At 55.4% G+C, this 19,726-nt stretch carries 18 protein-coding genes; 6 read left to right on the top strand and 12 right to left on the bottom strand.

Annotated elements, in window-relative coordinates; translation table 11 throughout:
• Window positions 1-87: 87 nt before the first annotated feature.
• Window positions 88-711: a homoserine/homoserine lactone efflux protein gene (gene rhtB, locus ACRQ84_RS16215; RefSeq protein ID WP_064738150.1), complete on the top strand. Its 624-nt coding sequence runs from the start codon at window positions 88-90 to the stop codon at window positions 709-711.
• A gap of 62 nt (window positions 712-773) precedes the next feature.
• Here rhtB and rhtC read toward each other — a convergent pair whose 3' ends face one another.
• The 3 genes from rhtC to pldA are packed head-to-tail and all read right to left on the bottom strand — an operon-like array spanning window position 774 to window position 4,138.
• A complete protein-coding gene (gene rhtC, locus ACRQ84_RS16210) occupies window positions 774-1,397 on the bottom strand; it encodes a threonine export protein RhtC (protein WP_064738151.1) in 624 nt (207 codons plus the stop codon).
• Between the two features lie 12 nt (window positions 1,398-1,409).
• Window positions 1,410-3,236 (bottom strand): ATP-dependent DNA helicase RecQ, encoded by a 1,827-nt coding sequence (recQ, locus tag ACRQ84_RS16205; RefSeq protein ID WP_064738152.1) that lies wholly within the window; start codon window positions 3,234-3,236, stop codon window positions 1,410-1,412.
• Window positions 3,237-3,259: 23 nt separating this feature from the next.
• Window positions 3,260-4,138 carry a phospholipase A gene (gene pldA, locus ACRQ84_RS16200; RefSeq protein WP_064738153.1) on the bottom strand — a complete coding sequence of 293 codons (879 nt, stop codon included), beginning with the start codon at window positions 4,136-4,138 and terminating at the stop codon, window positions 3,260-3,262.
• A 164-nt stretch (window positions 4,139-4,302) separates the two neighbouring features.
• On the opposite strand from pldA, the gene ACRQ84_RS16195 reads away from it, so the two are divergent.
• Together ACRQ84_RS16195 and rarD are read left to right on the top strand one after the other, a co-directional pair.
• Window positions 4,303-4,773 carry a thioesterase family protein gene (locus ACRQ84_RS16195; protein ID WP_064738154.1) on the top strand — a complete coding sequence of 157 codons (471 nt, stop codon included), beginning with the start codon at window positions 4,303-4,305 and terminating at the stop codon, window positions 4,771-4,773.
• A 22-nt stretch (window positions 4,774-4,795) separates the two neighbouring features.
• On the top strand, window positions 4,796-5,695 hold the full coding sequence (gene rarD, locus ACRQ84_RS16190) for an EamA family transporter RarD (RefSeq protein WP_483816586.1): 900 nt from the start codon (window positions 4,796-4,798) through the stop codon (window positions 5,693-5,695).
• Here rarD and ACRQ84_RS16185 read toward each other — a convergent pair.
• The 9 genes from ACRQ84_RS16185 to ACRQ84_RS16145 all read right to left on the bottom strand — a co-directional run bounded on the left by ACRQ84_RS16185 (window position 5,666) and on the right by ACRQ84_RS16145 (window position 16,576).
• The gene (locus ACRQ84_RS16185; protein ID WP_064738156.1) at window positions 5,666-6,718 is read right to left on the bottom strand and encodes an AbrB family transcriptional regulator; all 1,053 of its coding nucleotides are present in this window, start codon (window positions 6,716-6,718) and stop codon (window positions 5,666-5,668) included. The two genes, rarD and ACRQ84_RS16185, sit on opposite strands and share 30 nt — an antisense overlap.
• Window positions 6,719-6,895: 177 nt before the next feature.
• Window positions 6,896-7,849, bottom strand: coding sequence for a magnesium/cobalt transporter CorA (gene corA / locus ACRQ84_RS16180; RefSeq protein WP_483816585.1), 954 nt, complete (start codon window positions 7,847-7,849; stop codon window positions 6,896-6,898).
• Window positions 7,850-8,160: 311 nt separating this feature from the next.
• Window positions 8,161-10,323: a DNA helicase II gene (gene uvrD / locus ACRQ84_RS16175; RefSeq protein ID WP_483816584.1), complete on the bottom strand. Its 2,163-nt coding sequence runs from the start codon at window positions 10,321-10,323 to the stop codon at window positions 8,161-8,163.
• 178 nt (window positions 10,324-10,501) lie between these two features.
• Complete coding sequence (yigB, locus tag ACRQ84_RS16170; protein ID WP_483816583.1) at window positions 10,502-11,218, bottom strand: 5-amino-6-(5-phospho-D-ribitylamino)uracil phosphatase YigB; 717 nt, start codon at window positions 11,216-11,218, stop codon at window positions 10,502-10,504.
• Complete coding sequence (xerC, locus tag ACRQ84_RS16165) at window positions 11,218-12,126, bottom strand: tyrosine recombinase XerC (protein ID WP_483816582.1); 909 nt, start codon at window positions 12,124-12,126, stop codon at window positions 11,218-11,220. Before xerC ends, yigB begins: the two co-directional genes overlap by 1 nt.
• Window positions 12,123-12,827: a DUF484 domain-containing protein gene (locus ACRQ84_RS16160; protein WP_064738160.1), complete on the bottom strand. Its 705-nt coding sequence runs from the start codon at window positions 12,825-12,827 to the stop codon at window positions 12,123-12,125. Before ACRQ84_RS16160 ends, xerC begins: the two co-directional genes overlap by 4 nt.
• Window positions 12,824-13,648: a diaminopimelate epimerase gene (dapF, locus tag ACRQ84_RS16155; protein WP_483816581.1), complete on the bottom strand. Its 825-nt coding sequence runs from the start codon at window positions 13,646-13,648 to the stop codon at window positions 12,824-12,826. Before dapF ends, ACRQ84_RS16160 begins: the two co-directional genes overlap by 4 nt.
• A gap of 29 nt (window positions 13,649-13,677) precedes the next feature.
• A complete protein-coding gene (gene lptM, locus ACRQ84_RS16150; RefSeq protein ID WP_064738161.1) occupies window positions 13,678-13,881 on the bottom strand; it encodes an LPS translocon maturation chaperone LptM in 204 nt (67 codons plus the stop codon).
• Window positions 13,882-14,014: 133 nt separating this feature from the next.
• Window positions 14,015-16,576, bottom strand: coding sequence for a class I adenylate cyclase (locus tag ACRQ84_RS16145; protein WP_064738162.1), 2,562 nt, complete (start codon window positions 16,574-16,576; stop codon window positions 14,015-14,017).
• A 316-nt stretch (window positions 16,577-16,892) separates the two neighbouring features.
• On the opposite strand from ACRQ84_RS16145, the gene hemC reads away from it, so the two are divergent.
• The 3 genes from hemC to hemX are packed head-to-tail and all read left to right on the top strand — an operon-like array spanning window position 16,893 to window position 19,725.
• Window positions 16,893-17,834, top strand: a complete 942-nt coding sequence (gene hemC, locus ACRQ84_RS16140; protein WP_064738331.1) for a hydroxymethylbilane synthase — start codon at window positions 16,893-16,895, stop codon at window positions 17,832-17,834.
• On the top strand, window positions 17,831-18,571 hold the full coding sequence (gene hemD / locus ACRQ84_RS16135; protein ID WP_483816580.1) for a uroporphyrinogen-III synthase: 741 nt from the start codon (window positions 17,831-17,833) through the stop codon (window positions 18,569-18,571). Before hemC ends, hemD begins: the two co-directional genes overlap by 4 nt.
• Window positions 18,572-18,594: 23 nt before the next feature.
• The gene (gene hemX, locus ACRQ84_RS16130; protein ID WP_483816579.1) at window positions 18,595-19,725 is read left to right on the top strand and encodes a uroporphyrinogen-III C-methyltransferase; all 1,131 of its coding nucleotides are present in this window, start codon (window positions 18,595-18,597) and stop codon (window positions 19,723-19,725) included.
• Window position 19,726 lies beyond the last annotated feature (1 nt).

Here is a 19,726-nt window from a genome sequence, read left to right as displayed (position 1 = left end):
ACGTGATTTGCGCGTCTGCACTGCGTAGCGTGCGGCGATTTTCTGTCGTATTGTGTCACACTTCGCTAACTTCAGGGAATGTCACACATGACCATTGAATGGTGGTTAACCTACCTGCTGACCACAACCATCCTCAGCCTTTCACCCGGTTCCGGCGCAATTAACACCATGAGCACCGGCATCAGCCACGGCTATCGCGGGGCGGCAGCATCGATTACTGGCTTGCAGCTTGGCCTGGCCATTCATATCGTGCTGGTCGGCGCCGGTTTAGGTGCGTTGTTTTCCCAATCACTTCTGGCCTTTGAAGTCCTGAAGTGGGCGGGTGCGGCCTATCTGGTGTGGCTAGGCATTCAGCAGTGGCGTTCCGCTGGCGGCATCGATCTCGACGCCGTTACTAAAGCGATGCCGCGTCGTCGCCTGTTCAAGCGCGCAGTGCTGGTGAATCTCACCAACCCGAAAAGCATCGTGTTTCTTGCCGCACTGTTTCCGCAGTTTATTCAGCCGCACCAGCCGCAGTTAATGCAATATCTGGTACTGGGCGTCACCACCATCGTGGTCGACATCATCGTGATGATTGGTTACGCCACGCTGGCGACGCGCATCGCCGGTTGGATTAAAGGCCCGAAGCAGATGAAGCTGCTCAATCGCACCTTTGGTGGATTGTTTATGGCGGTAGGTGCGCTGCTGGCCAGCGCTCGTAAAATGGCGTGATTTTCGATCAGGTGCGCATGAATGGCGACCCTACGTAGGGTCGCCATTCATGGTGACCTGGTTTATCGCGAAATGATTAAATGAATACCAAACCCGGCAAATAACACGCCCGCCATGCCATCCACCCACTTCGCCATACGCTGATACTTATCACGCATCCACGGCATGGCGAATATCGCCGCCACCAGCGTAAACCACGCGAACGTCTCACCGATAATCAGCAGGAACAAACCCCAGCGCTCCATCGCGCCCACGTCGTTACCCACAAACAGCGAGAATACGCTACCGAAGTAGATGATCGCTTTCGGGTTCGACAAGTTCGTCAGAAAACCTTTCAGGAAGCTCATGCCTCTTTTCGGCAGTTCAACCACTGGCGCATCTGTCTGCGGCTGCTTATGACGTTGACGCGCTGAGCGCATTAGCTGCCAGCCCATCCACAGCAGATACAATCCACCGCCAACCATAATAATTTCATGCAGCCAGGCCATTTTTTCCAGGATCAGGTGCAGGCCCATCAACGCCACGCCGGCCCAAATCACAATGCCTAACGTGATGCCCAGAACACCCATCATCGCCTCTTTGCGGGACCGACTTGCCGCCGTTTGCGACACAAAGAAGAAGTCTGGGCCGGGACTCATCAGCGCAACCAAATGCACTAGCGCGACGGTAGCGAATAACATCAGCATGAAATTTTTCCTTTAGCCTTCATCAACATGTTCTTTGATCATCACCAGGAACGGCTTACCAAAACGTTCCAGTTTGCGATGACCGACGCCGTTCACGCTGAGCATTTCTGACGCGCTTATCGGCATTTGTTCTGCCATTTCAATCAGCGTGGCATCGTTAAATACCACGTACGGCGGAATATTCTCTTCATCCGCAATCGCTTTGCGCAGCTTACGCAGCTTGGCAAATAATTGGCGATCGTAATTGCCGCTGTGCACTTTCGGCGAACTGCTGCCGCGCGCTTTCACCGTTACGATACGCGGCACCGCTAGCATCAGCGGCACTTCGGCACGTAAAACCGGACGCGCCGCTTCGGTAAGTTGCAGCGCCGAATGCATCGCGATGTTTTGCGTCACCATTCCGAGGTGAATCAGTTGGCGCAGCACGCTGATCCAGTGTTCATGGCTGTGTTCGCGGCCTAAACCGTACACCGGCAGTTTGTCATGGCCGTTGTCGCGGATACGCTGATTACTGGCTCCGCGCAAAACTTCCACAATATAGCCCATACCAAAGCGCTGGCCGGTACGATAGATGCTCGACAGCGCCTTTTGCGCTTCCAGCAAGCCGTCGTAGCGACGCGGCGGATCGAGGCAGATATCGCAGTTATCGCACTGCTGCTGACGCCCTTCGCCGAAATAGTTCAGCAGCACCAGACGACGACAGGTTTGTGCTTCCGCAAACGCCCCCATCGCGTTGAGCTTGTGGCGTTCTATATCCTGCAACGGTCCGGGCACTTTTTCTTCCAGACATTTACGCAACCACGCCATATCGGCGGGATCGTACAGCATCATCGCTTCGGCAGGCAGGCCATCTCGTCCGGCGCGCCCGGTTTCCTGATAATAGGATTCAATGTTACGCGGGATATCGAAGTGCACCACAAAGCGCACGTTGGGTTTGTTGATGCCCATGCCAAACGCCACGGTAGCGACCACAATTTGCAGATCGTCACGCTGGAAGGCTTCCTGCACGCTGGCTCGCTGCGCGCTATCAATGCCGGCGTGATAAGCGCCAACACTCAAGCCCCGGCTTTGCAGGCGCGCGGCAGTGTCTTCCACTTTGGCGCGGCTGTTACAGTAAATAATGCCGCTTTTGCCGCGCTGATCCTGCACGTAACGCAGTAACTGCTCGGTGGGTTTGAATTTCTCCACCAGCGTGTAGCGAATATTCGGGCGGTCAAAGCTGCTAATTTGAATCAGCGGATCGTCCATCTGCAGCAAATGAGCGATGTCGTTGCGCGTGGTTTCATCGGCGGTGGCGGTTAGCGCCATCACCGGCAGATCAGGGAAATGCTGACGCAGCTGACCGATCGAGCCATATTCCGGACGGAAATCGTGGCCCCATTGCGAAATACAGTGGGCTTCATCCACCGCCAGCATCACCGGATTCCACTGGTGCAGGCTGTCGAGGAAGTTGTCCATCATCAGGCGTTCAGGCGCGATATACAGCAGCTTGAGCTTGCCAGTGCGGCAATCCGCAAAAACCTGCTGCTGCTGTTCGCGCGTCTGCGTCGAGTTGAGGCACGCCGCGGCGACGCCGTTAGCCAGCAGCTGATCGACCTGATCTTTCATCAGTGAAATCAGCGGTGAAACCACCAGCGTCAGTCCTTCGCGCACCAGCGCCGGGATTTGATAGCATAGCGATTTGCCGCCGCCGGTCGGCATCACCACCAAACAATCGCGTCCTGACAGGGCGGTTTCGATGATGTTCTGCTGACCTGGGCGGAACTGCTGATAGCCGAAGGTATCTTGTAATACCTGCTGCGCCAGCATTTCCTGATTAAGCACTGCCGATGTTGCCACGGTAATCCTGTATTTTTTGCGGGTTAGAACAGATCGTTGAGCGTCACGCCCACGCCGAAGCGTGTCTGGCGATGGTTATAGTCGATCAACGACTCACCATAACCGCTGAAGACCTGCGTGTAAAAACGCACGTGCTCAGAGATCGGATAGCTCCAGGCGAAAGTTGCACCACCGAAGCCGCTGTTCCAGTTGTAGTTGCCTTCCACGCTGAAAATGCTATCGCCCATCATGTAGCCGAGCTTGGCGCGGTAGTAACCCATGTATTTGGTGATGTCCGGATTATCGTCATTGCTTTCACTTTCCGGCAGACGATACCAGGGTTTGATCTCTGCGAGCAGATTGCCATTCTCTGCCATCAAGCGGGCATAAACGCGGTTCCAGCTGCGCGAGGTCGGTTCACTACGACCATTCGACTGGTGTACTAAGCCGGTTTCCACGTCACGCAAGGTCCAGCCCGCGAAGGTGTAATCGGTGGCCCAGCCGAGGAAAATCTGCGGCTCATAATCGGTTTCACGAAACGGTGATGAAGCGCCACGGTTTGAGAGCTGCCACCACGACCGCTGAGTATAAGACGCGGCCAGCACCGAGTTATCGCCTAAAATGCCGCGCCACAAGGGAAACGCCAGGCTGAGCTGGAATTTTACTTCATCATTTTTTGCTTTGTCTGCCCAGTTGTACGAAGAGATCGCCTCTTTGTTCATGTCTGTGGTGTAAGTGTAAAGCAGATAGTTGTTTTCGTAAGGATAAAGCACGAACGGGTTATCGTGTTTCTCCAGCAGGTTAGCGATAATGCTGCCCTTCACTGCCGGTGCATCATGAACCTCTTTTATCGTGGCTTCGTCGGCCTGCGCCAGGCCAGGAAGGATCAGTGCCGCGGCCAGCAAGGCGTAATGCTTACGCATAGAATTCTCCAGAGAACTGCGTGTCGTAATCGTCAAGGACGGTTCAAAAAGCAGGCCATTCTACACGCAAAACCTGCGGTTGATCAGCGCCGATTTTCGAAACTGGAAAGCGGCTCGAACGCGGCATAATATACACAACTCGTTAACATTTTAAGGCAGGCATTATGTCATCCCCGTTGCTGACGCCGCAGGACGCGCGCCGTCTGATTGGTGAAATCTTTGTTTATCACATGCCCTTTAATCAGGCGCTCGGATTAGAGTTGGATCGACTGGAAGCGGATTACGCCGAGCTCGGCTTCGCCAATAAAACCATGTTGGTCGGCAACGCGGCGCAGCAGATTTTGCACGGCGGCGTGATTGCTTCAGTGCTGGATGTCGCCGCCGGTCTGGTGTGTGTCAGCTATGCGTTGACGCGCCAGGAGAGCATTACCGAGGAAGAGCTTCGTCAGCGCCTGTCACGTATGGGCACCATTGATATGCGCGTTGATTACCTGCGTCCCGGGCGCGGTGAACGCTTTGTCGCCACGAGCAGCCTGCTACGCGGTGGCAACAAAGTCGCCGTGGCGCGCGTAGAGTTACATAACCAGCAAGGCGATTATATCGCCACCGCTACCGCGACTTATATGATTGGCTGATCGCCACCTTTTCGGATGTAAAATGGATACGCAACAAACTCGCCAGGGTATTGGCTACGCGCTCGGCGCTTACTTTATTTGGGGCATCGCACCGGCCTACTTCAAGCTGGTGAAAGAGGTACCCGCCCCCGAAATCATGACGCATCGCGTGATTTGGTCAGCACTTTTTATGCTGCTACTGATCACGTTAACCCGCAGCTGGACACAGGTGCGCAGCGTGCTGGCTCAGCCCAAAAAAATGATGTTGCTGGCACTGACCGCCGTTACCATTGGCGGCAACTGGCTACTGTTTATCTGGGCGGTGAATAATCAGCATATGCTGGAAGCCAGCCTCGGCTACTTTATTAACCCGCTGATTAACGTGGTGTTTGGCATGCTGTTTCTGCGCGAGCGCTTCCGCCGCTTACAGTGGCTGGCGGTGTTACTGGCGACCACCGGCGTGCTGGTACAGCTGTGGCAATTTGGATCGCTACCGATTATCGGCCTTGGCCTGGCGTTGAGTTTTTCTCTGTATGGTCTGGTGCGTAAAAAGATTCAGGTGGATGCGCAGAGCGGCATGTTAATCGAGACAATGTGGCTGTTCCCGCTGGCGGCGATTTACCTGTTTGGCTTCGCCGATAGCGCCACCAGCCATCTCAGCGCTAATGCGATGAGCCTGAATCTGAAACTGGTCGCGGCGGGTATTCTCACCACCATTCCACTGATGCTGTTTGCTGCAGCCTGTGCACGTCTGCGCTTATCGACCGTCGGCTTCTTCCAGTATCTCGGCCCGACATTGATGTTCCTGCTGGCGGTGATCTTCTACGGCGAGAGCCTGACGCCAGATAAAATGGTGACCTTCGGCTTTATCTGGCTGGCACTCGCCGTATTCATTATTGATGCAGTGACGTTTTCAGCGCGTTCGCGCGTGCGCGTAGCGTGAGATAAACCGCGCCAGCGCCGGGCCGGTCAGCAGGATGGTGAACAGACGCAGCGTCTGCAGTGCCATCACAAATGCCATATCGACGCGTGTGCCGGCCGCAATAATCGCCACGGTATCCAGCCCGCCCGGGCTGGTTGCCAGATAGGCCGTCATCAGATCGACGTGCAGAACGCGCGTCAGCATCCAGGCTAAGCCGCCGCACAGCAGCATCAAGCCAAAAATCGACACCAGCATTTGCGGCAGCGTACGCAGCGCTAACAGAAAGATCGGCCGGGTAAAGCGCAATCCCACGCTCCAGCCAATCAATGAATAGGCCAGCGCCAGCAGCCATTCCGGTACCTGCAAGGTCGCCACATCGGTACCGTGCAGCACCGCGCCAATCAGCGCGGGCAGCAGCAATGCGCCCGACGGAATGCGTAATCGTTGCCCGAGCCAGGCACCGGCGACCATCACCACCAGGGTTAGCAGAAAGCTGCTTTGCAGCGCGGGAAACCATACCAGCTCAGCGGCACCGCCGTTGGTGCCCAAACCAATGCGCGCCACCACGGCGGCCGCCGTTGCGACGAATAACACGCGCAGATACTGCATGAACGCCACCAGCCGCACATCCGCACCGAAATCACCGGCCATCGCCACCATCGCCGACGCGCCGCCGGGCGACGATCCCCACGCGCCGGTGGGCCCTGGCAAATGACTGAAGCGCACCAGGAGAAAACCGGACAAACCGCTGGCCGCGAGCGTCAGCACCAGCACCGCCAGCACCACCGGCCAATCCTGGATCAGCGGGGTGAGAATGCCGGGCGATAAGCTCTGGCCGATCATGCAGCCGAGCACCGCCTGTGCCAGCACAAAGAAACGTTTATCGATGCGAACGGTTGCGCCGGACAAGCCCATAAAGGTGCCGACGATCATCGGACCCAGTAGCAAGGCCGCAGGCAGGTGGAACAGCTGAAGGATAATCCCCAGCACTAACGATGCAATCAGCAGAAGTGTCCACTGAAGTCGCAATGAGAAGCGCGCCATAAGGTGGAATCAGAAAGAAAACAGAACCAACAGGTTACGCAGAAATGAGGAACAGCGCTAGTTTATGAGCTAATGCTAATCGCTTAAGCGCTTTCCGGTCGCCATAAATGGCGACCCTACGTTTTCAGGAGCGATTTTGTAGGGTCGTCATTCATGACGACCGGGATACTCGGCAGGTTACAACCAGTTTTTACGCTTGAAATAGAGGTACGGCGCCAGCCCGGCGAGGATCATCAGGCTAATCGCGCCCGGATAACCAAAGCTCCATTTGAGCTCTGGCATAAACTCGAAGTTCATACCGTAGCTTGACGCCACCAGCGTTGGCGGCAGGAATACCACGGAAACCACCGAAAAGATCTTGATGATGCGGTTCTGCTCGATGTTGATGAACCCCATCGCCGCCTGCATCAGGAAGTTCACTTTCTGGAACAGCGATTCGTTATGCGGCAACAGCGATTCGATATCGCGCAGGATTTCACGCGCCTGCTCCAGCTGATTGCCCGGCAGACGCGCCTTGCGTACCAGGAAGTTGAGTGCGCGCTGGGTATCCATCAGACACAAACGCACTTTCCAGCCGATATCTTCCAGCTCGGCTAAGCGTGACAGTGCCTGGTCATACTCTTCGCCCTGCTGGCCTTCCATAATCACGCGGCTGAGTTTCTCCAGCGCGCTATAGATGTTCTCGATCTCATCCGCCAGCTGCTCGATTTTGGTCTCAAACAGATCCAGCAGCAGCTCATAGGCGTTGCCATCGGTCAGTGTCTGATTACGCGCACGCATGCGATACAGGCGGAACGCCGGCAGTTCGCGTTCGCGCAGCGTATACAGACGATCTTCACGAATGGTAAAGGCCACGGTGGAGTTGCCCGCATGGTCTTCAGCATCTTCAAAGAAGAAGAAGGAGTGAATGTGCAGACCGTCTTCGTCTTCGAAGAAACGCGCCGAGGCTTCGATGTCTTCTAGTTCCGGACGCGTTGCCAGGCTCTGGCCGAGCTCACACTGCACGCGATCGCGTTCGCTGTCGTCGGGTTCGATCAGATCGACCCACACCGAAGTGTTGAGTTTGTCGTTGTCTTCTTCCAGCTCGATGCGCGTCAGGCGATTACGATCGAGTTTAAATGCGCTCAGCATAGCAATAACTCCCCATTGCAGACGTAATGGGACATAGCAGTGACCACTTTAGATTACGGGCACGGCGAAGCCTGAACACGGAAACTTTCGCTTCAAGGGTAAATCAGTGCTAACTCATGCGACGAGAGTAAAAAAGGGAGGTCGCTGATAACCGCTAAGGCTACCAGCTCAAAGAGGTAACCTTAGGAGTTCCTGTTAAACAGGTGATTGAGCCAGCATCGACTGGGCGCGTCCAAGGCATTGTCCTCTCATGATAATAGTGCGCGCATGTTACGCTGAGACGAAAAAGTCGTCAAGGTAGCGCAACCGCGCTACACCGTTTCCAGACGGGCGTAAGCCGCCACCAACCACTTGATTCCCTGGCCCTGAAACGCCACTTGTAAACGACTGTGTTCGCCGCTGCCTTCGAGGTTGATGATGGTGCCTTCGCCGAACTTAGCATGACGCACGCGCTGGCCGAGTGAGAAGCCGCTGTCGTTATGCGCGATCGGCGTGCCCATGCGTTGATGACTCACCGGACGACTGACGCTGGCGCGCAAACGCACCTCTTCCACGCACTCTTCCGGTAGCTCGCCGATGAAGCGCGATGGGCGGTGATAGACTTCCTTACCATAAAGACGGCGGGTTTCGGCGTAGGTCAGCGTGAGTTTCACCATCGCGCGCGTCACACCGACGTAAGCCAGACGGCGTTCTTCTTCCAGTCGACCGCCTTCATCCAGCGACATCTGGCTCGGGAACATCCCCTCTTCCATGCCGACGATAAACACCTGGCTGAACTCAAGCCCTTTCGCCGAGTGCATGGTCATCAACTGCACTGCATCCTGCCATTTGTCGGCCTGGCCTTCGCCCGCTTCCAGCGCCGCATGCGATAAGAACGCCTGCAACGGCATCAAATCTTCGTCTTCATCCTGATAACTGAACTGGCGCGTGGCCGTCACCAATTCCTCAAGGTTTTCAATTCGCGCCTGACCTTTTTCGCCCTTCTCCTGTTCGTACATGATCCACAAACCGGAGTCTTTAATTACCCGATCGGTCTGGACATGAAGCGGCATCTCGGCGGTTTCCGTGGCCAGTGAATCCACCAGTTCGCAGAAGCGTTGCAATGCCGACGCGGCGCGTCCCGCTAAGGCTTTATTCTGTAACAGCTCGCGCGTTGCCTGCCACATCGTTAGCTGCTGCTCGCGCGCGGTTTGACGTACTACGTCAAGGGTGCGATCGCCTACGCCGCGCACCGGCGTGTTGACCACACGTTCAAAGGCCGCATCGTCATTGCGATTGGCCATCAAACGCAGATAGGCCAGCGCATCTTTAATTTCCTGACGTTCGAAGAAGCGCATACCGCCATAAATGCGATACGGCATGCTGCCTTGCAGCAGCGCCTCTTCCAGCACACGCGATTGGGCGTTGCTGCGGTAGAGAATGGCGCAATCCTGCAGCGCGTTGCCGTTCTCATGCCAGCTTTTGATACGGTTCACCACAAAGCGCGCTTCGTCCAGCTCGTTGAACGCGCAGTAGAGTGAGATCTTTTCGCCGTCGCTGCCGTCGGTCCATAATTCTTTGCCGAGGCGGCCATTGTTATTGGCGATCAGTGTATTAGCGGCTTTAAGAATATTGTTGGTCGAGCGATAGTTCTGCTCCAGACGGATGGTTTCTGCACCGGGAAAATCCTGCAGGAAGCGCTGGATGTTTTCTACCTGCGCACCGCGCCAGCCGTAAATCGACTGGTCATCATCGCCGACGATGATCACGCGGCCCGTATCGCCCGCCAGCATGCGAATCCACGCGTACTGAATGTTGTTAGTATCCTGGAATTCATCGACCAGCACGTTGCTGAAACGCTCGCGGTAATGATTCAGGATGTGCGGCTTGTTGAGCCACAGTTCATGGGCGCGCAGCAGCAGCTCGGCAAAATCTACCAAGCCAGCGCGATCGCAGGCTTCCTGATACGCCTGATAGATGCGTAGCCAGGTTTGCTCCACCGGATTGCCGTAGCTTTCGATGTGTTTTGGACGCAGGCCTTCATCTTTTTTGCCGTTGATGTACCACATGCCCTGACGTGCAGGCCACTGCTTCTCATCAAGGTTCATGGCTTTGATCAGGCGCTTCAGCAGACGCAGCTGATCGTCGCTGTCGAGAATCTGGAAATCCTGCGGCAAGCCGGCATCGAGATGATGCGCACGCAATAAACGGTGTGCCAGGCCGTGGAAGGTACCAATCCACATACCGCCCTGGCTGGTGCCGATCAGCTGGTCGATACGGTGACGCATCTCCGCCGCCGCTTTGTTGGTAAAGGTCACCGCCATAATCGAATACGGCGAGCAGTTCTCGACCGACAGCAGCCAGGCGATGCGATGCACCAGCACACGGGTTTTGCCACTGCCTGCTCCGGCCAGCACCAGCAGATTGCTACGCGGTGCGGCGACCGCCTCGCGCTGTTTGTCATTCAAGCCGTCAAGCAGTTCAGAAACGTCCATAAGCACCGTTCTCGAGAGGAATTTGACGGTATCCAAAATCATTCGATTTGCAGCAAAGCGGCCAGTGCGAGGATCCCCGGGCGCTTACATGAGTAAGTGGCCGGGGTGAACGCGCGCAGCCAACGCTACGGCAAATCGAAGAGCGAGGGATACCGCTGTATATATTTACATGTGTGGATTATAGCAGCGAGGTTAAAGATGCCAACCGATCAATTTCCACGTGCGGCAGCACACGCGCATCATCAATCTTCATCAGATTGCCTGCGCGCAGGTTGATCCAGCAGGCTTGCATGCCCGCGCGCAGCGAACCGGCGACATCGGTGGTGAGATCGTCTCCAACATGCAGAATGTTTTGCGGCGCGATGTTTAACCGCTCTGCGGCCAGATGATACATATCCTGCCACGGCTTAGCGCGACCGTGCGGACCAGCACGCAGTGCAAACTGGAAGTAGTGGTTGATACCGAGTTTTTCCGGGCAGGCATTGCCGTTGGTGATCGCCACCAGCGGCACGCGCTCGCCCAGCCACGTCAGCGTTTGATGCGTCTCTTCCGGCATCGTCACTTCGCTGCGCCACTGGTGGAACACGCTCATTACGTCGCTGGCACCGGCAGTCGCTTCCGCTGCCGATAAGCCAACATTGAGCAGCGCCAGCTCCACCGAACGGCGGCGCCATTCAGACACGTCGTGATAAATTTCCGGCTCGCGCGCCAGCAATTCATTACGCAGCACCTGATAATCCGCTGGGGTAAACTCACGCAGCGCCGGATGATACGCCTGCAATGCAGCATGCGATTCGGCGGTGGTTTTACGGATCACGGGATGGTTGTCATACAGCGTGTCGTCGAGATCAAAGGTGATCGCTTTGATCGGGCCGAGTGGACGATAAAACTTCATTAAGACTTTCCTCGTTTGGCACGCGGATGGGCCGCATCATAAACCGTAGCCAGATGCTGGAAATCCAGATGGGTGTAAATTTGCGTGGTCGCCAGATTGGCGTGACCGAGCAGTTCCTGCACCGCGCGCAGATCGCCGCTCGATTCCAGCAAATGCGTGGCAAATGAGTGGCGCAATTTATGCGGATGAATATGGCTGGCAACGCCTTGCTTAATGCCCCATTCGGCAAAACGCTTCTGCACATTGCGCGTTGAAATACGGCTGCCGCGGCTGGAGACAAACACCGCATCATCCTGCGGCGCAAAGCTATCGCGCAACGGTAACCAATGCTGGATCCACGTCACCGCCGTGCCTCCAATCGGTACCCGACGCTCTTTACTGCCTTTACCCAGCACCCGTACTTCGCCAGCGTCTAAATCCATGTGACGACAATCCATATTCACCAGCTCGGACAGACGCAATCCGCCGCCGTACATGGTTTCCAGCATGGCGCGATCGCGCACCGCCAGCGGATCGTTGAGGTCGATCTCCAGCAATTGGTTAACTTCATCGACATCCATGTTTTTCGGCAGATGGCGCGCGTTACGCGGCGTGGAAATCCCTTTGGCGGGATTGGCGCTCAACATGCCTTGATGGACTTGCCAGTCGAGAAAACTACGCAGCGCCGACATACGCAGCGCCAGGCTGCTGGCGCCCAAGCCGCCACGGCGACTGCGTGCCGCCAGGCTGCGCACCTGCGCGGGTTCAAGTTGCGCCCAGCTCGTCAGCTTCATCTCATCAGCCATTGCCATAATCGCCTGCAATTGCCGTTGGTAATTCTTTTGCGTCAGCGGACTGAGCTGGCGTTCAACCTTCAGATAACGCAGAAAGTCATCCACGGCCGGCAGCAGCGGACTGGCGTTACTCATGCGCGTTCAATCCAGCGTGACAGCAAATCCGGCAGCATTTGTGCCAGATGCTGCAGCAGCAGCGTGCCCATGCCCGCCTGATAATGCTGATTATCGCGACTGGTAAACATCAATACGCCCAATTCACCGCGCTCACCCATCAGCGACATCGCTACCGAGCCAATCGCTTTGGCCTGCGGCAACAGCAGCAGCAATTCCGGGCCGTTCAGGCTACCAAGATAGTGATGTTCATTACCGAAGCGCTGAATACGCAGCGGTTCAAATGCCTGACGTGACAAACCGAGTTGGGTAAAATCCGATGGCGCGCCAATGTGCCATTTATCATTGAATACCCGCACATGCGCACCCGCCAGACCCAGTTCGCGCGCCCAGCGATGCAGACGCGTAAGCATCTCTTGCAAGCTGTCTGCGGCGGCGAGGTAGCCCTGCAGCGCCAGCAGGCGATCAAACAGCTGATGGTTAGCCGTGGCTTGCTCCATCAACAGCGTGATCTCCTCTTCCAACTGCTGAATGTGGTTGCGCTGACGCGCCATATGCCACTCCACCAGCGAAACGCTGCCGCGCACCGGATGCGGCACCATCATCTGCTCAACCTGGCGCGCATTGCGAATAAAGAAATCGGGGTGTTGACGCAGAAATGCGCTTACCGATTGATCGTCCAGCAAAACCTCATTTTCGGTTTGCTCTTCGACATTTTTCATAGATGAATAAACCCATCGTAGACGTGTGTGGCAGGACCGGTCATATACAGCGGTTGCCCTTCCCCTTTCCAGGCAATATGCAGCGTGCCGCCTGGCAAATCGACGCGGACATTCTCCGCCAAAATACCTTGCTGAACGCCACACGCCACCGCCGCGCATGCGCCGCTGCCGCAGGCTTGGGTTTCGCCTGCACCGCGTTCGTACACCCGCAGACGGATATGTTCACGATTGACTACTTCCATAAAGCCAACATTGACGCGCTCCGGGAAACGTTCGTGGCTTTCCAGCTCCGGACCGAGCGTTTCCACCGGCGCGGTTTTCACGCTTTCCACCTGAATCACGCAGTGCGGATTGCCCATCGATACCGCACCAAACATCACGGTTTGCTCGGCAACACGCTGCAAATAAAGGTTCTCTGCTTTATTCGCACGTAGCGGCACACTTTGCGGTTCGAAGTTGGGCAGGCCCATATTGACGCGCACCAGCTCGTCATTGGTGACGCTGAGCACCATGCGGCCGGTCTGGGTACTGACGCGGATGTCGTTTTTGTTGGTTAACCCTTTCAGACGCACAAAGCGGGCGAAGCAGCGTGCGCCATTACCGCACTGCGCGACTTCGCTGCCATCGGCATTGAAAATGCGATAATGAAAATCGAGATCCGGATCGTAGGGCGGTTCGACGATCAGGAGCTGATCAAAACCGATCCCCAGATTTCTGTCCGCCAGGCGGCGAATCAGTTCCGGCGAAAAAAAGACGTTTTGCGTCACAGCATCCACGACCATAAAGTCGTTGCCGAGACCGTGCATTTTTGAGAACTGCATTTTCTGCTCCGCCGGATTACTCATAGAGTTTAGTTTGCCTGCGAACCAGGCTTGCTGGTGACCAAACCACCGACATCAGCATCCTGAGCGGCTTTTTGCTGCTGCTCGGTGACCTGCTGTTTCGGCTTATTTGGCTGATCTTTCGGCGGGAAATATAGCGGTCCTTTCAGGCCACAGCCTACCAGGCTGACCAGTGCCAGCGCTATACCCAGCTGACTTATCACTCGTATCATTCTTCTGCTCTTCTGTCCTTAAGCCATGGTTGCTTATCATCGCAGTTGACGTTGTAAAAGCAACAGGAAATAGCCGCATTTCCTGCGGCAGGTCAGAGTAACAGCGCATCCCGCCGCGCGAACGCGAGCGGGATCAATGCATTTGGTAGCGCGGCTGGAAGTCGCCGTTGTCGTTGTCAGGCTGCGTGGCGCAGAGCTGCGTCAGCGTTTGGCTGCGGAAAGGAATCACCTGGAAACGTTCGCCAGTATTCACAATCTGGTAGAACTGCGGCAGGTTGAAATTGATAAAGCTGGAGCCGTAAGTAAAACGGTCATGTGACGACGAATAGAATCGACTCACGTCGCGCACCAACTCTTCCTTGCTGCCTTCGCAATGGTGGTAAACCTCAACGCGATTGGTTTCGTCGAGGATGTAAATGTTGAAACCGCGATCGTCATTGGTGTCTTCGAAGAAGAACTGAATAATGCCTTCGCTGGCGTAACCGTTCACCACCGGCGGCAGCGGCGTCTGGTTCGATTCCACTTTGATCGACAAGCCGTGCAGCTTGTTATTAGAAATCGCGCCATAGAATTCAACGGCGTTTTCCAGCTTCTGCACTGACACGCTCATGCGCTCGAAGAATAAGCCCCACGTTTGGCCCGCCATTCGCAACGCTTTAAAGCGACCAGGTTCCTGACGCGTGCTCGACAAGCGCAGCTCAATGCATTCAGAAACCAACTGTTGCACGCGGGTACGAATCAAGCCACGCAGATGCTGGCTGTAGCAGAACACTTCCACCGTGTCTGGCGGTGCCGCATCCTGATGCATTTTGCCGAGAATGGTCTTCAGCGCTTCAATCATCGCCTGCTCGCCGTTGAAGTGCAGCGTACGCACTTCGTTCCATGAGTTGCGATACAGCAGATCGATGCTGCCAATCAGGCATTGCTGTTGCTGACCGAAGCTGAACACATCCAGCTTACGGAAATCAAAATGCACCACCTGATTGCGGAACGCCGAAGTGGGATCGTGCTCGAGGTTAACGATAATGGCTAAGTGACGAATTTCGCACGGGCTGTAGAGCGCTTTCGGCGTCGGAGCCGGCACGCGCAGCGGGAAGTGGCTCGACACATCATTAACCAGTTCCTGCAGCCGCGGCAGATCGCACAGATCGTTGCCTTTCATATGCAGACGCGTTTTGCTAGTCAGCAAACCGTTAAACCACGCCCATGCCACCAATTTGTTCAGATAGCGGTTATATTCCAGCGGCTGATGGCTGATGATCGAACTCATGTCCGGCGATTGGTTATACAGATACCAACCGGCGCGATTAGCGCGGCCCGCCGGAACGTGAATAAAGGTGAGATTCTCTTCTGACAGATCGGGTGAAATCTGCGGGTTCACTAAGGTGACTTTACCCGGCAGCGCCTCAAAAGCGGCATACAGTTTACGCGTCAGCACGCCGATATCCTGCGGGCTGGCACTGACGCTTAAATTGTTACGACGTGCAAAGCGAATCAGGTTGCGATAGCTCTGCATCATCGCATCCAGCAGCTCATTGTGCGCTTCACGTACCCGTTCGATTTTCCACTGCGCACGGTTATCCAATACCGCTAACTTCTCTTCATCCCAGCCCCACTCTTTCACCAGCTGCGAAAGAATCTCGCGACGCCAGCCCGTGCGCTGATGATGGTGATCTTCGCTGGAGAGCTTTTCACACACTTTTAAGTAGAAACATCGACGCACTAAATCGAGGCGCGCCATGTCATCCACGCTGGTGAGGTAGCGGGTCACGCGCTCCAGCATCATGCAGTAGGGATCGAGGCCGAAGCAGACAATTTCGCCATCGTGCAGGCGCTGTTTGATGTCCATCGACAGCAACTGAGTATTGGGATATTCCCAGCTATAGGCTTCCAGCAGCAGGGTTTTCAGCACCGCTTTGTACGGCGAATCGATGCTTTTATAGAGTTGCCACAAGCTGGCACCGAAGTACTCTTCCGCCGACAGCGTGCCAAGGCCGCCGAGATCCAGCCACTCATTTGGCGTCAGCACACCTTGTGAATAGAGCGACATGACGTAATCGTCGTAATGATGCTCTTCTTCGCCAGGCACCATGTTCCACAGGATGCGTTTACCCGCCATGCGCACGGCGGTACGGTAAAACTCATCCAGCAGCAAAATATGTTGGGTAGAACCGCAGTCCTCGCCGCCGAGGCTGCCGCTTTCGTTATGGCGGAAACGGTTCTCATCGATCAGGAAGAAGCTGACTTCCACACCCATCGACACACACCATTTTTGCAACAGCGTACACTTACGCTGCAGATTGAGGCGCTCTTCATTATCCAGCCAGGATTGATGGCACACCCAAATGTCGAGATCGGAGATGCTGTTTTGCCCAACGGACGACGTACTGCCCATTGAGTAAATACCGGTAATCGGACGTTCGCCGGCTGCGGCAGTGTTGAGTTCGAGTGATTGACCGCCCGCTAAGTTCTGCAACAGTTGAAATTGATTTTCATCGGGCGTGTAGAGGCAGACGCCGTGTGGAACGCTACCTTCGAGGTAGCCCGGCATCAGCGGATGATGGTAGTGCAATAATGTTGGCAGCAGACTGTAGACTTGCTGGAAAGCAGGTCCCATGGCAGCCAGTGCGCGATCAACGCGCAGCTGGTTAATAGCATCCAGTCTCTGTTTCAGTGTCTCAATGTAGAGGTACAAGACGTTTCGCCTGATTGTCCCAGTGTTAAGCACCCTGTTTCCGAATTCTGCCGCTTAATAATAAAGATATTGGGCAAATAATTGCTGGAAACGTGATCAATCTAACACCCGGAGGATTGACCGTAAAGAAAGTTGCGCTACTTAACAGTTTAGCATGTTCCGACCGTAGCCCTGCTTTTTTCAGACTTCGACTCTAAACTGCGACCCTCAAAATCCAGAAGCAGTCTGACATCGCGGCCTTTTCAATCCGTTGAAACTGACAGCATTCCCCTATCAATGATAGGATATTCGATGAACGATCAAAATGGTTAACAGCATGTTAAACAAAATTTTCAGAATTGCTACCAGACAAAGCCCCCTTGCTCTGTGGCAGGCACAATATGTCCAACAGCGTCTGATGGCGGCTCATCCGGGTCTGCAAGTTGAGCTGCTGCCGATGGTCACTAAAGGTGATGTCATCCTTGATACGCCACTGGCAAAGGTTGGCGGCAAAGGGCTGTTCGTTAAAGAGCTTGAACTGGCAATGCTGGAAGGCCGCGCCGATCTTGCCGTGCACTCAATGAAAGATGTGCCGATCGATTTTCCAGAAGGCCTTGGTCTGGTGACTATTTGCGAGCGTGAAGATCCGCGCGATGCTTTCGTCTCCAATCGTTACAACAGTGTTGATGAGCTGCCGCAAGGCGCGGTTGTCGGGACTTCCAGCCTGCGTCGCCAGTGTCAGCTCAGCGCCCGTCGTCCGGATTTAGTGATTCGCTCACTGCGCGGCAACGTCGGCACGCGTCTGGGTAAACTTGATGCGGGTGAATACGACGCCATCATTCTTGCCGCAGCGGGATTAAAGCGTTTAGGTCTGGAAGAGCGCATTCGTCAGGCAATGCCTGCGGAGATTTCCCTGCCAGCCGTGGGCCAGGGTGCGGTTGGCATTGAATGCCGTGTCGATGATGAACAATTAATTACGCTGCTACAGGCGTTGAATCACGACGATACCGCCGTGTGCGTGCGTGCAGAACGCGCAATGAACACGCGGCTGGAAGGCGGTTGCCAGGTGCCCATCGGCAGCTTCGCCGTGCTGGAAGACGATCAACTGTGGCTACGCGGCTTGGTCGGCTCACCGGACGGCAATCAAATGGTAGTGGGCGAGCGTCGTGGCCCCCGCGATCACGCCGAAAAAATGGGCATTTCGCTGGCTGAAGAGCTGCTTGATGGCGGCGCACGCGACATCCTGCGTGAAGTCTATCAAGGTCAACCGCCAGCATGACCATCCTCGTGACCCGTCCGGAACCGGCTGCCACAGACCTGGTCTCGCGTTTGCGAAACCTGGGCAAGCTGGCATGGAGCCTTCCACTGATAGAATTCACGCCGGGTCGCGATCTTGTTCATCTGCCAAACCAACTTGCCGCGCTACAACCGGGCGATCTGGTGTTTTTGCTGTCGCAGCAGGTCGTCACTTTCGCCCAACCCGCTTTACAACACAGCGCGACTGCGTGGCCTGAAGGCCTCAACTATTATGCTATTGGCCGCAGCACCGCTTTAGCCCTGCATACCGTCAGTAATCTAAAAGTAGACTATCCTCATGCGCGTGAGACCAGTGAAGAACTGGTGCGTCTGAATCGCCTGCAGCAAGTGAACGGCAAACGCGCGCTGATTCTGCGCGGCAGCCCGGGACGCGAATTACTGGCGGAAACGCTGATTGAACGCGGCGCGGAGGTACAGTATTGCGAATGTTATCAGCGCTGCGAAAAGTACTACAACGGCGCGACTGAAGGCCGCCGCTGGCGTGACCGGGGTATTACAACGCTGGTAGTTACCAGCGGTGAAATGTTACAACAACTCTTTTCTCTGTTTTCGCCGATTGATCGACGGGAATGGTTACTGCACTGTCGGCTTGTGGTCGTCAGTGAACGTTTGGCTACACAAGCCGCTGAACTAGGCTGGCAGGACATTGATGTAGCCGATGGTGCCGATAACGATGCGCTGCTGCGCGCGTTACGCTGAACTTAACAATGGGATGAGCCATAATGACGGAACAAAAAGCCTCCTCCGCCATGGTTGAAGAAACCACCCCAGCGGACAATTCTCCCTCTCCAGCCACTAAGCCACCTCGCGATAAAAAGAGCGATGGCAAAGTGTTGAGTGCAGTGGCGATTGTAATTGCGCTGGCGATTGGGGCGGGACTTTACCTTAATGGGAAACACCAGGCCGATTTACAGGCTCAAACAAACCAGAATCTAAGTGAGCAGCTGAGCGCCTTGCAGCAGCAACTGGGTAGTGATAAACAGCAACTGACGCAGCAATTGGATAGCGCCAACAGCGCTTTGCAGGAAACCCGCACGCAGCAGGATAACAGCGCCAAAGAGCTGGAAACCTTGCGTGATAAAGTTGCGACCATTTCCGGTAACGATACGCGTACCTGGCTGCTGGCTCAGGCGGATTACCTCGTCAAACTGGCGGGCCGTAAACTGTGGAGCGATCAGGATGTCACCACTGCGGCAGCGTTACTGAAAAGTGCCGATACCAGCCTGGCAGACATGAACGATCCGAGCGTGATGAACGTGCGTCGCGCATTGACGCAGGATATCAGTTCGCTCTCCGCCGTCAGCCAGATTGATTATGACGGCACCATCCTCAAGTTGAATCAACTATCAAACGGCGTTGATAATCTGCGCCTGGCCGATAACGACAGCGATGATTCACCCATGGACGCCGATGGCGGTGAGCTCTCCAGTTCACTGCACGAGTGGCGCCAAAACCTGGTGAAAAGCTGGCACAACTTTATGGATGATTTCATCACCATCCGCCGTCGCGATAACACCGCACAGCCGCTGCTGGCGCCGAATCAAGACGTTTACCTGCGTGAAAACATTCGTTCGCGCCTGCTGATTGCGGCTCAAGCCGTACCACGTCACCAGGATGAGATTTACAAACAGTCTATCGATGCGGTATCAACCTGGGTGCGCGCCTGGTACGACACTAACGATGCCGCGACTAAAGCCTTCCTGGCACAGTTGGATGAGCTGAGTCAGCAAAGCATATCGATGGATGTACCCGATACGCTGGAAAGCCAGCCGCTGCTGGAAAAACTGATGCAAACCCGCGTGCGTAATTTGCTGGCCCAGCCATCGGTTGCCGCTGATCAACAGGGAGGCTAAC

Origin of the sequence: Pantoea sp. E2023-21, assembly GCF_051302795.1 — a bacterium.
In the GTDB taxonomy this organism is placed as follows: domain Bacteria; phylum Pseudomonadota; class Gammaproteobacteria; order Enterobacterales; family Enterobacteriaceae; genus Pantoea; species Pantoea ludwigii_A.
Note: the sequence above shows the minus strand (reverse complement) of the source record. Positions and strands in the feature narration are given on the sequence as shown.

What these genes read in the sequence shown, in the direction of transcription:
- rhtC (WP_064738151.1), bottom strand. Translation starts at nt 1,397, where the DNA reads ATGCTGATGTTATTCGCTACCGTCGCGCTAGTGCATTTGGTTGCGCTG.
- rarD (WP_483816586.1), top strand. Translation starts at nt 4,796, where the DNA reads ATGGATACGCAACAAACTCGCCAGGGTATTGGCTACGCGCTCGGCGCT.
- ACRQ84_RS16185 (WP_064738156.1), bottom strand. Translation starts at nt 6,718, where the DNA reads ATGGCGCGCTTCTCATTGCGACTTCAGTGGACACTTCTGCTGATTGCA.
- dapF (WP_483816581.1), bottom strand. Translation starts at nt 13,648, where the DNA reads ATGCAGTTCTCAAAAATGCACGGTCTCGGCAACGACTTTATGGTCGTG.
- uvrD (WP_483816584.1), bottom strand. Translation starts at nt 10,323, where the DNA reads ATGGACGTTTCTGAACTGCTTGACGGCTTGAATGACAAACAGCGCGAG.
- hemD (WP_483816580.1), top strand. Translation starts at nt 17,831, where the DNA reads ATGACCATCCTCGTGACCCGTCCGGAACCGGCTGCCACAGACCTGGTC.
- pldA (WP_064738153.1), bottom strand. Translation starts at nt 4,138, where the DNA reads ATGCGTAAGCATTACGCCTTGCTGGCCGCGGCACTGATCCTTCCTGGC.
- rhtB (WP_064738150.1), top strand. Translation starts at nt 88, where the DNA reads ATGACCATTGAATGGTGGTTAACCTACCTGCTGACCACAACCATCCTC.
- ACRQ84_RS16195 (WP_064738154.1), top strand. Translation starts at nt 4,303, where the DNA reads ATGTCATCCCCGTTGCTGACGCCGCAGGACGCGCGCCGTCTGATTGGT.
- hemC (WP_064738331.1), top strand. Translation starts at nt 16,893, where the DNA reads ATGTTAAACAAAATTTTCAGAATTGCTACCAGACAAAGCCCCCTTGCT.
- yigB (WP_483816583.1), bottom strand. Translation starts at nt 11,218, where the DNA reads ATGAAGTTTTATCGTCCACTCGGCCCGATCAAAGCGATCACCTTTGAT.
- hemX (WP_483816579.1), top strand. Translation starts at nt 18,595, where the DNA reads ATGACGGAACAAAAAGCCTCCTCCGCCATGGTTGAAGAAACCACCCCA.
- corA (WP_483816585.1), bottom strand. Translation starts at nt 7,849, where the DNA reads ATGCTGAGCGCATTTAAACTCGATCGTAATCGCCTGACGCGCATCGAG.
- xerC (WP_483816582.1), bottom strand. Translation starts at nt 12,126, where the DNA reads ATGAGTAACGCCAGTCCGCTGCTGCCGGCCGTGGATGACTTTCTGCGT.
- ACRQ84_RS16160 (WP_064738160.1), bottom strand. Translation starts at nt 12,827, where the DNA reads ATGAAAAATGTCGAAGAGCAAACCGAAAATGAGGTTTTGCTGGACGAT.
- lptM (WP_064738161.1), bottom strand. Translation starts at nt 13,881, where the DNA reads ATGATACGAGTGATAAGTCAGCTGGGTATAGCGCTGGCACTGGTCAGC.